General features: G+C 64.8%; 11 protein-coding genes. 3 read left to right on the plus strand and 8 right to left on the minus strand.

All coding sequences use genetic code 11. The features are described 5' to 3' along the window. Positions 1-58: 58 nt before the first annotated feature. The 8 genes from ACFB49_RS13820 to ACFB49_RS13855 form a co-directional block, all read right to left on the minus strand. Positions 59-448, minus strand: coding sequence for a winged helix-turn-helix domain-containing protein (locus tag ACFB49_RS13820; protein ID WP_380871804.1), 390 nt, complete (start codon positions 446-448; stop codon positions 59-61). 3 nt (positions 449-451) lie between these two features. Further along, positions 452-658 (minus strand): molybdopterin-binding protein, encoded by a 207-nt coding sequence (locus tag ACFB49_RS13825; protein ID WP_380871805.1) that lies wholly within the window; start codon positions 656-658, stop codon positions 452-454. A 52-nt stretch (positions 659-710) separates the two neighbouring features. Beyond that, positions 711-1,346: a molybdenum ABC transporter ATP-binding protein gene (modC, locus tag ACFB49_RS13830; protein ID WP_380871806.1), complete on the minus strand. Its 636-nt coding sequence runs from the start codon at positions 1,344-1,346 to the stop codon at positions 711-713. Next, entirely contained in the window at positions 1,336-2,031 is a 696-nt protein-coding gene (modB, locus tag ACFB49_RS13835) for a molybdate ABC transporter permease subunit (RefSeq protein ID WP_380871807.1), read from the minus strand. Before modB ends, modC begins: the two co-directional genes overlap by 11 nt. Before the next feature lie 9 nt (positions 2,032-2,040). Continuing rightward, positions 2,041-2,811: a molybdate ABC transporter substrate-binding protein gene (gene modA / locus ACFB49_RS13840; protein WP_380871808.1), complete on the minus strand. Its 771-nt coding sequence runs from the start codon at positions 2,809-2,811 to the stop codon at positions 2,041-2,043. An 82-nt stretch (positions 2,812-2,893) separates the two neighbouring features. Beyond that, the gene (locus tag ACFB49_RS13845; RefSeq protein WP_380871809.1) at positions 2,894-7,105 is read right to left on the minus strand and encodes a translocation/assembly module TamB domain-containing protein; all 4,212 of its coding nucleotides are present in this window, start codon (positions 7,103-7,105) and stop codon (positions 2,894-2,896) included. Next, the gene (locus ACFB49_RS13850) at positions 7,105-9,210 is read right to left on the minus strand and encodes a BamA/TamA family outer membrane protein (protein WP_380871810.1); all 2,106 of its coding nucleotides are present in this window, start codon (positions 9,208-9,210) and stop codon (positions 7,105-7,107) included. Before ACFB49_RS13850 ends, ACFB49_RS13845 begins: the two co-directional genes overlap by 1 nt. 89 nt (positions 9,211-9,299) lie before the next feature. Further along, positions 9,300-9,749, minus strand: coding sequence for a pyridoxamine 5'-phosphate oxidase family protein (locus ACFB49_RS13855; protein WP_380871811.1), 450 nt, complete (start codon positions 9,747-9,749; stop codon positions 9,300-9,302). Positions 9,750-9,876: 127 nt separating this feature from the next. Here ACFB49_RS13855 and ACFB49_RS13860 point away from each other — a divergent pair, with 127 nt between their 5' ends. The 3 genes from ACFB49_RS13860 to ACFB49_RS13870 all read left to right on the plus strand — a co-directional run bounded on the left by ACFB49_RS13860 (position 9,877) and on the right by ACFB49_RS13870 (position 14,191). Further along, entirely contained in the window at positions 9,877-11,121 is a 1,245-nt protein-coding gene (locus ACFB49_RS13860) for a putative DNA modification/repair radical SAM protein (RefSeq protein ID WP_380871812.1), read from the plus strand. Then, on the plus strand, positions 11,118-12,575 hold the full coding sequence (locus tag ACFB49_RS13865) for a UdgX family uracil-DNA binding protein (protein ID WP_380871813.1): 1,458 nt from the start codon (positions 11,118-11,120) through the stop codon (positions 12,573-12,575). Before ACFB49_RS13860 ends, ACFB49_RS13865 begins: the two co-directional genes overlap by 4 nt. 77 nt (positions 12,576-12,652) lie before the next feature. Then, positions 12,653-14,191 (plus strand): methyl-accepting chemotaxis protein, encoded by a 1,539-nt coding sequence (locus ACFB49_RS13870; protein WP_380871814.1) that lies wholly within the window; start codon positions 12,653-12,655, stop codon positions 14,189-14,191. Positions 14,192-14,265 lie beyond the last annotated feature (74 nt).

Consider the following 14,265-nt stretch of genomic DNA (forward strand, 5'->3'; position numbering starts at 1 on the left):
TGACCCGCCGATATGTCACCGACGTGTCACAAAAATCACACAGCAGGAGTCGGTCGATTCAGGTAGCCGTAGCCGGCGGCAGCGGCGCATCGCGCAGCAGCGCTGTCAGAGGATCGAGGCCATCGCCCGCCGCGGCGTCGACCATCCTTCTTTCCAACAGGCGATAAGCCGCCAGCACCGCCCGCCCGGTATCGGTCAACCGCGCCCCGCGGTCGCGACTTCCCCCGGCAATAGTCTCAACCAGTCTCTCAACCCAGCAGCGGTTCATGCTGTCGACCAGGAGCCAGGTGCGGCGATAGCTCATGCCCAGCGCCCGCCCCGCCGCCGAGATCGATCCTTCGCAGTCGATCGCTTCCAGCAGGTCGGCCTTGCCGGGGCCGATGGCCGGCTCATCCCCGCAGAAGATCTGGGCCTTGAGCTTGAGGGGGCCGACGCGCGCAACGCTCATGGTCTATTTGCCGATCAGAACGTCGCTCGCCTTGATCAGCACGGTCACGCGATCCCCCGCCGCCAGCCCGAGATCGGCGATCGCTTCCTCGGTGATGCTGGAGGTGATGATGTTGCCGCCGCCAATATCCACCTTCACCGTGCCGTTGACGGCGCCGGGCGTCACGGAAAGCACCGTTCCTGCCAGTTGATTGCGAGCGCTGATCTTCATGGCGACCTCCCGGTTGATCCCGCCAGTCTAGCAGCGGCAAACCGGCCTGTCGTCACCCCGCCGTCATGCCAACGGGGATGACGCTGGTCGCCAGCCGATCGACTTCGGCCCGGTCATGGCTGACATAGAGGATCGGCAGTCGCAGTTCATCGCGGATGCGCTCGATCACGGTCATGATCTCCTCCCGCCGCGAGGCGTCGAGCGACGACAGCGGCTCGTCCATCAACAGGAAGCGCGGCGCGGAGAGCAAAGCGCGCCCGATCGCGACGCGCTGCGCCTCCCCGCCCGAAAGCGTCCGCGGCCACCGATCGAGCAGATGGCCGATGCCGAGAAAGGCGACGACCTCGTCAAACCCGATCCAGCGATGCGCCGGATCGGCCAGCCGTTCGCCATAAACGAGATTGGTGCGCACGCGCTTGTGGGGGAAGAGCCGTCCGTCCTGGAAAACATAGCCGGTGCGACGTTGTTCGGGCGGCAGGTCGATCCGGCTGTCACTGTCGAACAGCACTTCGCCATCGACGGCGATCCGCCCGGCATCGGGCCGGAGCAGGCCGGCCACCATGTTGAGTACGCTCGTCTTGCCCGCACCTGAGGGGCCGAACAAAGCGGTCAGGCCAGCGTCCGAACGCAGCGCCAGCCGGATCGCCGCATCGCCCAACCGGCGCGTTACGTCGATCTCAAAGGACATGGCCGCCCTGCCCCTGGCCGGCCCGCCTTGCCAACGCCTCCGACGCCACCAGCGCGGCGAGCGACAGGATGACCGATATGATTGCAAGGCGCGTCACCACGTCCTCCGCGCCCGGTATCTGCAGCGCGGTGTAGATCGCGATCGGCAGCGTCCGGGTCTCGCCCGGAATGTTCGAGACGAAGGTGATGGTCGCGCCGAATTCGCCGATCGACCGCGCAAAGCCCAGCACCGCCGCGGCAAGGATGCCCGGCAGCGAAAGCGGCACGGTGATCGTGAAGAAGGTATGCGCCACGCTGGCGCCCAATGTGCGCGCCGCCCCTTCCAAACGTCGATCGACCGCCTCGATCGACAACCGGATCGCGCGGACCATCAGCGGCAGCGCCATCACCGCGGCGGCCAAGGCGGCCCCGGTCCAGCGGAACATGAAGGTCAGGCCGAACCATTGTTCGAAGAAACGGCCGGCCGGGCCGTTATTGCCGAACGCCAGCAGCAGCATCCATCCGGTCACCACCGGCGGCAGCACGAGGGGCAGGTGGATGATGCCATCCACCAGGAACTTGCCCGGAAACCGAACCCGCGCCAGCAGCCAGGCAAGGCCGAAGGCGACGGGAAGCGTAAGCAACACAGCGACCGCGCTCACCTTGAGCGAGAGGTGGATGATCCCCCATTCGTCAGGCGTCAGCACAGGCTCGCTTTACTTGGCGACGAAACCATAGCGGGCGAAGATCGCCTTACCCTGCCCCGACAGCAGGAAGCGGCGGAAGCCCTCCGCATCCGGGCTGGTCGCGGTCTTGAGCACCGCCACCGGATAGGTAATCGGCGGGTGGCTGTCCGCCGGGAATACGCCCGCGATCGTCACGGCCTTGGATGCCTTGGCATCGGTTTCATAGACGATGCCGAGCGGCGCTTCGCCACGTTCGACGAGCGCGAGCGCGGCGCGCACATTCTCTGCCCGCGCGACACGTGCCTCGACCGAAGACCAGACGCCGAGCTTGGTGAGCGCGGCCTTGCCATATTTGCCCGCGGGCACCGCATCCGGATCCGCCATGGCGAGCCTGCCTTCGCCCAGCAACTTTGCCAGCGGGAAGCCACGCTTGATCGCGATCTTCACCGGCTGCTTGGCGGGCGCAATCAGCACCAGCCGGTTGCGCAGGAAGGAGACGCGGGTCTCGGGCTGGATCAGGCCTTTCTTCGCGACATCGTCCATCCACGGCTCATCGGCCGAGATGAAGAGATCGGCGGGCGCGCCCGAACCGATCTGCCGCGCCAGCGCCGAGGATGCGGCGAAGGACAGCACCGGCTTGGCATGGCCCTTGGCCACCCATGCATCGGCGGCGGCGGTCAGCGATTCCTGGAGGCTCGCAGCGGCAAGCACCACCGGCGGTTTGACCTGGGCGGCAGCCGCCGCGAGGGCCGAACCCAACAGCGCAAGCGCCAACAACAGACGGCCGATCAATCTGGCCATGATGCCTCCCGTGTAGCGTTATATTTCGGCATATACAGCGTTGGCCGGCCGATGCCAGCGCCGGTGACGTCCCTCGCGCGGATTAATAATCCTTTGAGTAGCGCAGCGCTGCGGAAGAGCCGGCGTTGGTTCCGGTCTTCGACAATATGCTCAGCGTCTTCGACAGAGCGACTTCGAGCTGCGTGGCGGTGAAACCCTTCGAGTCCGTGATGACCTCGACATAGATATCATTCGAGATGTGCTGGCCCACGGCGAGCGAGGTGCCGCGGCCGGTCGCCTCATCTCCGCCGACAATGCCGATGCGATCGACGCCCGATGCGTTCTGCAATTTGCCCATCGGGTTGAGGCCGCCCCCGCCGCCGCGCAACCCGTTGAGCGCCGCGGCAAGCTGGATCGCCTGCGTGGCCGACAGGTTGGAGACGCTGGCGCCGAACAGAATGCGCGCAAGGATTTCGTCCTGCGGCAAGGTAGGCGCCGAGACGAAGGTGATGTCGGGGCTCTGCGCCGTGCCGCTGACAGCGATGCCGGCGCGAACATCGTCGACATCGGTTTCCGCACGAATGGCGATCGCAGGGTTCATCATCGGGCCGTTGAAGGTGATGACGCCCTGTTCCAGATCGAACTGGTGGCCCGAGAAGCTGTAACGGCCGCGAATGACCTCGATCTTGCCGATGACCCGCGGATCGGCCGTGGTGCCGGTGATCCGCATGTCGGTCTTCCATTCGGAATCCAGGCCCATGCCGGTCAGATAGATCTCGTTGTCGGCGCGCACGCGGATATCGAGTTTCCAGGCGGCGGGTGCTGGAGTAGCGGCGGCCCGGTCTGCCACGCGCTGATCCAGCACATCGACACCCTCGCCCTTGCGGCGCACGCCCTGGAGCTGACGGATTTCGGCGCCGCCCTGCCAGGCGATGCGATAGCGCGTTTCGGGCAGCGTCAGATTACCCTTGATGAGGCCGCCGACGGCAGCGCTGTTTGTGATGTCCAGCGTACCGCTGACGACGCTCGTCACCGCCTCGCTGCGGGCGAGCCGGGCGCGGGCAAGCTTTACCTGCACATTCATGGGGAAGCCGCTTGCGGCGGCCAGCCCCACCGTACCGCTGGCCTGCACGGTGCCATCACCGGCGTTGCCGGAGAAATCCCTGATCTCCAGCCGATCATTCGTGAAGCGGCCGTCGAGGCGCATCTGGGTGACGCGCGTGCCGAATGTCTCATTCTCGTAGGTCAGCGCATTGGCGCGGACCAGACCGTTGATCCGCGGCGCCTGCGCCTGGCCGCTGAAATCGGCGGCGAGCGCAATACCGCCGGTCAATTGCTGATCGGCCTGTCCTGCGAAGGAGAAGAGCACGTCTGCCGGCCCCGAATAGCGGATACCGCCGCTCAAAGGCGCAGCCATCAACCGCTCGCTCCAGCTTGCGCCCGCACCCGGCGCGCCGGTGGTGGCGACGAAGCGGCCGAGCGTCGCATTGCCCTCGCGGATCAGCCCGCGCAAGTCGCCGCCGGCCGCCGATAGCCGCCCCTCCAACGACACGGCGACCGGATCAGATACGGCGGCCAGGCTCGATCGGCGGAAATCATTGATCGCCATCCGTGTGGTCGCGGTCGGGAAGGCATCGCCATCCTGCGTGTAATCGACCGCGCCGGTCGCGCGACCGCTGACGCCGATGCCGGGGCTCATCAGGTTAACGATGGCGAGGTCGAAATCCTTGAACCGCGCCTGCAGGCTGGTCTGGTCGCCGAAACGGCCGGCGAGGTCGACACGGCCTTGCGGCATGACCAGCGTCGCGGGCTCCAGCCGATAGCCGTTCGGCTCGAAGCGGATGACCGCGGGCTTGGCGAGGCGGAAATCGACGGTGCTGGCCTTACCCTGCACCAGCACCGCCGCAAGGTCCGGCCGGATCGCCGCATTCGCCGCGATCGAGAAGGGAACGGCACTCGAGCCATCCGCCACCAGCATCGCCGTGCCGCGGCCACCGCGATAGTCGATCTTCCCGCGCGCCTTGCGCACGACCATGTCGCCATAAGCCGCATTGCCGACCTGAATATCCGCCACGATCTGCGGCTGTTCGGTCAGGATCATCGAGGCATCGATCAGCGCGCGGCCGATGACGACATCGGCCTCTCCCGGCAGCTTGGCATTGTTGGCGGTGGCCTTAACCGTCACGGCCTGGTTCTGGCCTGCGGCCGCCAGTTGCACTCTGCCGTTAATCCCGGAGCCGTTCATCGACAGCTGACCGGCAAAGGGCCCTGGAGTCGTCTGGCGAATGGTGCCGGCCATATCGACGCCGGCAAAGCGCGCGCGACTGATGTCGATTGTCAACGGGCCCTTCGCGGTGCGGATGAGGACATTGGCGAAGAATGGGCCGTAAGGCGAACCACCGGTGGCTTCGAGACGGTAGCCTGCCGCCTCGCCATTCAGCTTGGCAACGACATCGCTGAGCTGGACGCCGACATTGGGGCGCTGCGCACGGAGAACCGCCTGCGGCCGATCCATCGTGCCGCGCACGGTGAGTTGCAGCGGACCATATTGGCGTGAGGTCGCCCGCGCATCGAAGCTGATCCGGCCATCGGTCGCATAGCTGCCGGCGCCCGAATGCACGGTGAAATTAGGTGCCTTCCCGCTGAAATCAGCCAGCGTGAACGTGCCTTCGGGCGTCATTCCGATCCGCCCGGCGACCGCGGCATTACCACCGAGGAAATCGCGAACAGAGGCATTCTCCCAGCGCGCCGTGCGGGCGGCGAAGCGCCCCTTGATGCCGAAACCACCCTTGGCGCCCGGCACGATATCGATGTCCGTCGTCAGATTGACGATGCCGACCCCGTCGATCCGGTAGTCATTGACCCGACCTTTGAGCGCGCCGCGATAGATGGCGTTTTCGAGATCGGCGAGGATGATCGCGGTCGCGTCGATCTGCTTGCTGTCGATCTTCAGATTGTCGCTGATCAGCTTGCCGGCCGAATAAGCGAAGTCGCCCTTCACGCGCAGATTTTCGAGGAGACCGCCGGCAGCCGCGTTGAGGCCGGTCACGCGCCGGGCGGTGGCGCTGACGGGAATGCGGATACGATCGGCATCGATCACCGCACGACCACTCGCCTTCAACTCCTCGATCCCCGTCGCATCGAAGGCCAGCCGCGCGGCGCTGACATCATAATCGATGAACGGCGTCGCCATCGGCCCGTCGAGGATGACGGAGGCGCGGACGTCCCGACCGCTGACCTTCTCGGCGATGGCGCCAGGCGTCAGCAATGCCGCGTCGATGCGAAGCTTCTCGAAGCGACTTTCGCCGAGATCGACAAGCCCCTGCGCAGTCGCCGCCAGCGCCGGGGAGCGTAGCGTGGCCTTCACCGTCGCGCGCCGTTCCTTGAGGGCGGTTTCGAGGTCGACATCGAGCGCGGGGCTTGTCAGCCGGTCGACACTGCCCGCAAACAGCAGGCCGGGGCGAACCGGCCCTTTGGCGGTGAAGACGCCATCGCGCGCACTCAGCTTGATATTGGCAAACTCTCCCTTGAGCGAGGCCGCGACAAGGCTTCCGTCCCACTTCTTCCAGCTTCCTCCGCCGTCGATCGTCGCGGTCGCGCCGTCGGTGAGGCCCGTCATCGCCGCGATCAGCCCGCCGGCCGGCGCGGTCAGCTTGCCCTTGATGGCAAGGCGGTTGTCGTCCGGCACGGCATCCAGCTTCGCTTCCAGCCGGTCGCCGCTGTCGACCACGGCGCGCGTGTCGACCTGAGCCCGGCCATCGGCGATATGCGCCGCGCCGTTGAGCGCGATCTCCCGCCGCTGGCCGATCACGGGCTTTTCGAGCACCAGCTTCGCCACGCGGAGCCGATCCACGTCGATGTCGAGATCGGGCAGGACCGGGGCGTTGGGGTCACTCTCGGTCGGGTTGAACTCCGGCAAGCGCTTCAGCGTAATGAGCGGGCTTTCGAGCTGCTGCACCGAGACGTGATTGCGGATGTAGCGGAACGGGCGCCACACCAGGCGCAGTTCCGGGCTGGTGGCGAACACGCCTTTCGGATCGCGCAGAACAAGGTCGCGGATCACCATGTCGCTGTAGATCGAACCGTCGATGCGACCGATCTCTGCGACCATGCCCGATTCCATTTTCAGCCCGGCGATCTGCCGCACCAGGAAGCCCTTGCCCGGCTGGGTGTTGAGGAAGAGCATCAGGCCGGCGACCAGCATTGCGAGCACCGCCACCAGGCCGCCCATGCCGATCGCGATCTTCGCCCAAAGCGGCCGGCGCCTTGCCGGTGCATCAGCCGCATAGGGCGCGGGAGATTTTTCGTCCGCCATCAGAACGCCTGCCCGATGCCGATATAGATGGTGAATTTGGACTCGCCGGGCTGCCGGTTGATGGGCATCGCGACGTCCGCGCGGAACGGCCCGAAATTGGTGTAGAAACGCCCGCCGATGCCCGCACCGTAGCGGATGTTGGAGAATTTGGGCGTCGAACCTTCATAGACCTGGCCGGCATCGACGAAGGCCACGATCCCGTAATTGCCGAAGCGATAGCGGCCTTCGATGGCGAACTCGTTGACCGATCGCCCGCCGACCGGATCATTGTTGACATCCTTCGGCCCGAGTTCCTGATAGCCGAAGCCGCGAACGGAGCCGCCGCCGCCGGCATAAACCCGCCGCGACGGCGCTATGTCATCGCGTTCGGCGCCCACGATCGAGCCGATACGGGTTCGCGCCGCCAGGACGATGTCGGGCGATACGGGATAATAGCCTGAAAGGTCGAAGGTGCTGCGCACATAAGGCGTGACATTGCCCTGAAGCGATGCCTCCGGCGAGACGCGCAAGGTGGCGCGGACACCTCGTGTCGGGTTGAGTAGATCGTCCGACCGGTCATAGCCAATCTGTGCGGGCAACGCGGCGATGAAATAGGTCAGCCGGTTGCTCTCGCCGGTGGTCTCGTCGATCGTCGTCTTTTCGTTGGAGAGCAGCAGTTCGGCGCCATAGCTGTAGGTCCACCGCTTCAGGAAAATTGGTGTGGAAAGGCGCGACATGCTCGCACTAAGGCCCAGCGTGAACGCCTCATAGCTGTCATATTTTTGGTGGTTCGCATTGATCCCGGCCTGGAAGGTGCGATCACGCTTGCCCGCGTTGGAACGCCGGAACGTGCCTGAAACCCCCTGCTCCTGCGTGCCCGCGATCACGCCAAGGATGAGGGCGCCTTCGGGCGGGAAGAAGTTGCGCAGCGTCCAACTCCCTTCGGCGCGGATGCCCTGGTCCGTGCCATAGCCCACTTCGCCTGCCAGTCGACGCGACGGCCCCGCCTCCTGCTCCACCTTCAGATCGACATATTCGGTGCCATCGGGTCCCGGCTCCCCCGTCCGCACGGGATCGACCGCGATGCTGGAAAACAAGCCCGTCGCCACCAGCGCCTTGCGGAGATCATCGACCTTGCGGCTGTCATACAGCTCGCCGGGCTTGAAGCGCGCGATGACTTCTATGTGGTCAATTTTGAAGACCTGCTTCTCGCCGGTCGTGGTGATGGCGCGGAAGCTGCCGCGCGGTCCCGTATCGACGGGCAGCGTGTAATCTCCGGTCATGGTCGCGGGATCGAGCAGGATGTCGCGCTCATTGACCTTGGTGAAAGCATAGCCATGCTCGGGCAGCACCAAAGCTACATTGGCCTCGGCCCCCTCCACCTTGTCGGCGATGATGAAGTCGCCACTGTTGAGCGGCAGGCTGTCACGGATCAGGTTCGGCGGGATGGTCGGCCCCGCCTTTACGGTGATCGCGCCCAGCCGATAGCGATTGCCCGGCGTCACCGACAGCACGACTTTCAGGGCGCCGCCGTCTCCGGCCTGTTCCAGCGACGCCAAGGCGGTGGCATCATAATAGCCCTTGGAATGGAGCAGGCGGACGGCCAGCGCCTCGTCCTCCTTGGCGCGCGCCTGCACCATCGCCGCGGTCTCCGCGCGGCCATCGCCATCGATCAGCGCCGAACTTTCGCGGAAATCGTCCTCCAAGCCGATAGGTTTGAGGCCGTCGATCACAACGCTGTAGCGGATGGTGGGGGTCTTTTGCTGAGGGCTTTCCTGCGCGGCGGACTGCGCGGGCACGGAGATGCTGTCGAGCGGCGGTAACGGCTGCGCGAGTTCAGCCTCCACCGGCGGTTCGGTCGCAGGCGGCAGGTCTGCGATCGGCTCCGACTGCGGCATCTGGGCGTCGAGATAGCTTTCGATGGAAGGCAGTGCTTCTGCGCCCTCCTGATCGGACGATGGCGTCGGTAGTCGAGCGTCAAACTCGTCATCGGTAACGATGGGAGGTTCGGTGGCAGGAGGTTTTGCTGACACGACAGCCTGTTGCGCGACCGCCGGGCACGCGGGCAGCGCCATCATGGCCAAGGCGATGAGCGGCCGACCTGCCCTCGCCTGCTTGATCAGCATTGCATTCGTCGCGCCCCCGAGCCTTCACCAAACAGCCAAACACCTCATAGGCTTGCCGGGTTCCGTCCCTTGTTCTGTAGCATAACCGGTCAGATTGTCGTCGCAGGCGTTAGCAGTAGTTCGCCTTCATCCTCACCATTCCAATAGTGCAGCCGTTCGGCCGTGACGCGGATCAGCACCAGACCAGGCGTGTCGATCCCGTCGGGCCACCAGCGTTCCAACCCTTTGGTCCAATGCTCGGCCAAGGTCGCCTTGTCGCGGATCAATGCTGCCAGGCCTTCTATCGCCAAGAAGAAGGGGCGCATACCGAGCAGGCCGGAACTTCCCTGATAAGCGAGGCCGATCTTCGGATTACACTTGATATCATTGACCATCCGCGTCGATTCATGAGCGAAGAACCAGCTGTCGCCGTCAAAATCGACTTCGCGATTATTGCTCATCGGCCGGAGACTGATTGCGCCGCCTTCGGTGTGGGTGGACAGCATCGCGAAATCGATATCGCGCATCTTTTCCGACAGGTCTTCCAGCGTCATCGTCATCGCTGACATCCTTTTCCACCTGGGCGATCATCAACGCGCGAGCCCGGCGAAAGCCTCACGCGACCGCTTGTCGCGCAGGTGACGCTAACCGCTGGACCTGTCAGGCATGAGAACATATAAAGAACAAATGGCGAGTCTGGATCTTCGCGGCAAACTGGCGATCCTCGCTGATGCCGCCAAATATGACGCCTCCTGCGCGTCCTCGGGCACCTCCTCCCGCAATTCACGCGGCGGCAAGGGACTGGGATCGACCGAGGGCATGGGCATCTGCCACGCCTATGCGCCTGACGGCCGCTGCATCAGCCTGCTCAAGATCCTGCTGACCAACAGCTGCATCTTCGACTGCCATTATTGCATCAACCGCAAAAGTTCGAACGTCCGGCGCGCGCGCTTCACCAGCCAGGAGGTGGTGGACCTCACTGTGTCCTTCTACCGACGCAATTATATTGAAGGTCTGTTCCTCTCCTCGGGCATCATCGGCTCCCCCGATTACACGATGGAGCAGATCGTCGAAGTGGCGCGGTCGTTGCGTGAGGATCATGATTTCCGCGGCTATATCCATCTGAAATCGATCCCCGATGCCGATCCCGAACTGATCCATCGCGCTGGCCGCTTTGCAGATCGGCTTTCGATCAATGTCGAGCTGCCGACCCGTTCGGGTCTGAAGCGGTTGGCCCCCGAAAAGGACGCCGCCCGCATCGAACGGACGATGGCGGACGTGAAGACCGCCATTCTCGATCGCGAGGATGCGGCCGCACGTTACCGATCGGCGCCCGCTCATGCGCCAGCCGGCCAATCGACCCAGATGATCATTGGTGCCGACGCCGCCACCGATGGCGACATCATCGCGCGGGCGTCTGCGCTCTATGACCGCTTCAACCTGCGACGCGTTTATTATTCGGCGTTCAGCCCCATCCCGGATGCCAGCACGGTGCTACCGCTCAAGCGACCGCCCTTGATGCGCGAGCATCGACTCTACCAGTCGGACTGGCTGGTCCGCTTCTACGGCTTCGCGCCGGCCGAAGTGGTAAAGGCGGCGGATCCGGCGACCGGCATGCTCCCGCTGGACATCGACCCCAAGCTCGCCTGGGCGCTCAAGTTCCGCGATCAATTCCCCGTCGACATCAACCGCGCGCCGCGAGAACGGATGCTGCGCATTCCCGGCCTCGGCGTGAAGGCCGTGGACGCGATCCTCGTCGCCCGTCGCCTTCGCCGATTGCGGCTGGAGGATCTTGGGCGGTTGACCCGCTCGGCCAATCGGTTGCGCCCCTTCATCATCGCGGCCGACTGGCGGCCCGTGGCGCTGGCCGACCGCGCGGAACTGCCCGGCCTGAAGCCGGCTACCCAGCAGCTCGAACTGTTCGCTGCATGAGCGCCGCAGCACCCCGGTGTGTCGGTGGCGATGTCCCCGCCCTCCGGCTCGTCCGCATCGCGACCGCCGACGATTTCGAATCCTGGCGGAACGGCGCGCGGGCGTTGCTGGCCGAAGGGGTGCGCCCGGAACAGGTCATCTGGCAGGTCGATGATGACCATCAGCCCGAACTGTTCGTCGACGCGGAGCCTGTGCCGCCCGCACCTGTGGACAGGCATTTTTCCGTACCGCGGGCGTTTCTCAATCTCGCGCAACAGGTGGTGCTGGCCAACGCCCCTAATCGCTTCTCCGACCTCTATGCGCTGGTCTTCCGTCTGCAGGATATGCCCGGCCTGCTGGGCGATCAGACCGACCCGCTCGTCCGAAAGCTGGAAAGCCTGGCGCAGAATGTCCGCCGGGACATCCACAAGATGCGTGCCTTCCTGCGTTTTCGTGAGGTCGATGACGGCGGCACTCTTCGCATGGTCGGCTGGTTCGAGCCGGACCATCATATCCTGCGCGCCAACGCCCGCTTCTTCGTCAACCGCTTCGCTAATATGCGCTGGTCGATCCTGACACCGGAGCTGTCGATCCATTGGGACGGCGCAGGGCTGAACGAAGGCCCGGGCGCGACGCGGGCCGACGCGCCCGAGGACGATCCCGTCGAGGCGGTCTGGAAGACCTATTATGCCAGCATCTTCAACCCCGCCCGCGTCAAGGTCGATGCGATGCTCAAGGAGATGCCGCGCCGATACTGGAAGAATATGCCCGAGACCGCGCTGATCCCCGAATTGCTCGCATCGGCGCAGGCGCGGGAAACCGGCATGATTGCGCAAGCCCGCGTCGCGCCGACCGGCGATGCGGCGCAGGCGTTACGCGCGCTCGGCGAGGAGGCCCAGCATTGCTCGCGCTGCCCCCTCCATCGACCGGCCAGCGGAACCGTGTTCGGCCAGGGGCCGGCCGATGCCGAACTGATGCTGGTCGGCGAACAGCCGGGCGATCAGGAGGACATTGCCGGCATGCCCTTCGTCGGGCCCGCCGGACAGATGCTCGATCGCGCGCTGGTCGACGCCGGGCTCGATCGCGCGCGCCTCTACCTCACCAACGCGGTCAAGCATTTCAAGTTCGAGCCGCGCGGCAAGCGCCGCCTCCACGCCCGGCCCAATGCGGGTGAGATTGAGGCATGCCGTTGGTGGCTAGATCAGGAGCGCTTGCTCGTCCGCCCGCGCATGATCGTCGCGCTCGGCGCCACGGCCGCGCGATCCCTGCTTGGCCGCCCTGTTACGATCGTCGAGGTTCGCGGACAGGCGATACCGCTCGACGAGCAAAGCGCTCTGCTGGTGACGATCCATCCAAGCTTTCTGCTGCGCCTGCCCGACCCGGCAGAAGCGGTGACCGAATATGGACGATTCGTCGATGATCTCAGGCGGGCCGGAGACACCGTTGCTCCGCACGCAACTGATCGCAATAAGTGACGGTGCACATCCCGTCTCATTTCAAACCGTTTGTTAACCGCTCTCTGCGTTGGGTCGCCCTGCAGTCGGAGGAACCAATGCAAACGACTAACACGAGCGGGGATAATGGGATCGCCATCCGTCTCAGCTATTTCAACTTGGACGAGGCGAATTATGCCGCTTTCCCTGCAATCGCGACGGCAGTCGAAAAGGCCGCGCCCGCGGCGCTCGAGCGTTTCTATCGCAAGGTTCAGGCGACGCCGCAGGCTGCACGCTATTTCTCCTCCGCTGCGATGATGGAGCACGCCAAGAGCAAGCAACTCGACCATTGGCGCGCCCTGTTCGCCCGCAAGCCAGACGAACGCTATTTCGCCAAGGCGGAAGCGATCGGCAACATCCACGCCCGCATCGGCCTGGATCCGACCTGGTATATCGGCGGCTATGCGCTGGTGCTGGAGGAGATGATCGGCAAGCTCCTGACCGATTCTCTCCGCGCGCGCCTTGCCGGCAAACAGCTTTCGCGTGTGATCGGGACGCTGGTGAAATGCGCGCTGCTCGACATGGACATCGCGCTTTCCGCTTATTTCCACGCCGAAGAGGCTGAACGGATGGCTGTGATCGCCAAGGTGGGCGAGGCGACGGACCAGCTCGCCCGAGGCGACTTCACGGGAGAGTTGAAGGGCCTGCCGGACAGCTACGCCAAGCTGGTCGAGGATTTCAATTCGATGCGGGTCAAGATGAGCGAGACGCTGACCCAAGTGTCGCAAACCTCGGACACCATCAACACGGGTGCGTCCGAAATCAGTCGCGCATCGGAAGATCTGGCACGCCGTACCGAACAGCAGGCCGCCTCGCTCGAAGAAACGGCGGCGGCCATGGATCGGATGACCTCGGCTGTCCGCGAAACTGCCCAGGGCGCGGTCCATGTCAGAAATTCGGTGGGCGAAGCGCAAGGCGACGCGACCGAGGGCGGTCGCATCGTCCGCGAAGCGATCAGCGCCATGGATGGGATCGAGAAGAGCTCGCAGGAAATCGCCCAGATCATCGGCGTCATCGACGGCATTGCCTTCCAGACCAACCTGCTCGCGCTGAACGCAGGCGTGGAAGCTGCGCGCGCCGGCGATGCCGGCAAGGGCTTCGCCGTGGTCGCCAACGAAGTGCGGGCGCTGGCCCAACGATCGGCCGACGCCGCGAAGGACATCAAGGGCCTGATCGCCACCAGTTCCAAGCAGGTCGGTACGGGTGTGGATCTGGTCGGGCAGACCGGCCAGGCGCTCGACCGCATCCTCGCCAAGATCGCGGAGATCGCCGATCTGGCGGGCAAGATTTCGACTTCGGCGGAAACGCAGGCGTCGGGTATGCAGCAGGTCAACATCGCCGTCACCGACATGGATAAGATGACGCAGCAAAATGCCGCGATGGTCGAGCAAACCACGGCGGCGGCGCGGAGCCTGGAATCGGAGGCCGACGAATTGATGGCGCTCGTCCAGCGTTTTCGGTTGAGTGGCGGCGGATCGCCTGCGCGCAACGCGCCGTCCCCACGCAAGGCGGCTCGCCGACATTCTACTCCGCGCGTCGCAGGCAACCTCGCGCTCGCTATGGATCCGGCGCAAGAAAATGATTGGGCGGAATTCTAGGTAAGAGCCTATATTTGCCGAACAGGCCTGATAACGGAGTTGTCGCGCCATCCCGTTCGCAGACAGCGATCGGC

The sequence above is a fragment of the Sphingomonas sp. DBB INV C78 genome, assembly GCF_042693015.1.
Classification (GTDB): Bacteria; Pseudomonadota; Alphaproteobacteria; order Sphingomonadales; family Sphingomonadaceae; genus Sphingomonas_E.

Coding starts and splice junctions, on each gene's coding strand:
- ACFB49_RS13820 (WP_380871804.1), bottom strand. CDS start 448: ATGAGCGTTGCGCGCGTCGGCCCCCTCAAGCTCAAGGCCCAGATCTTC.
- ACFB49_RS13825 (WP_380871805.1), bottom strand. CDS start 658: ATGAAGATCAGCGCTCGCAATCAACTGGCAGGAACGGTGCTTTCCGTG.
- modC (WP_380871806.1), bottom strand. CDS start 1,346: ATGTCCTTTGAGATCGACGTAACGCGCCGGTTGGGCGATGCGGCGATC.
- modA (WP_380871808.1), bottom strand. CDS start 2,811: ATGGCCAGATTGATCGGCCGTCTGTTGTTGGCGCTTGCGCTGTTGGGT.
- ACFB49_RS13845 (WP_380871809.1), bottom strand. CDS start 7,105: ATGGCGGACGAAAAATCTCCCGCGCCCTATGCGGCTGATGCACCGGCA.
- ACFB49_RS13850 (WP_380871810.1), bottom strand. CDS start 9,210: ATGCTGATCAAGCAGGCGAGGGCAGGTCGGCCGCTCATCGCCTTGGCC.
- ACFB49_RS13855 (WP_380871811.1), bottom strand. CDS start 9,749: ATGACGATGACGCTGGAAGACCTGTCGGAAAAGATGCGCGATATCGAT.
- ACFB49_RS13860 (WP_380871812.1), top strand. CDS start 9,877: ATGGCGAGTCTGGATCTTCGCGGCAAACTGGCGATCCTCGCTGATGCC.
- ACFB49_RS13865 (WP_380871813.1), top strand. CDS start 11,118: ATGAGCGCCGCAGCACCCCGGTGTGTCGGTGGCGATGTCCCCGCCCTC.
- ACFB49_RS13870 (WP_380871814.1), top strand. CDS start 12,653: ATGCAAACGACTAACACGAGCGGGGATAATGGGATCGCCATCCGTCTC.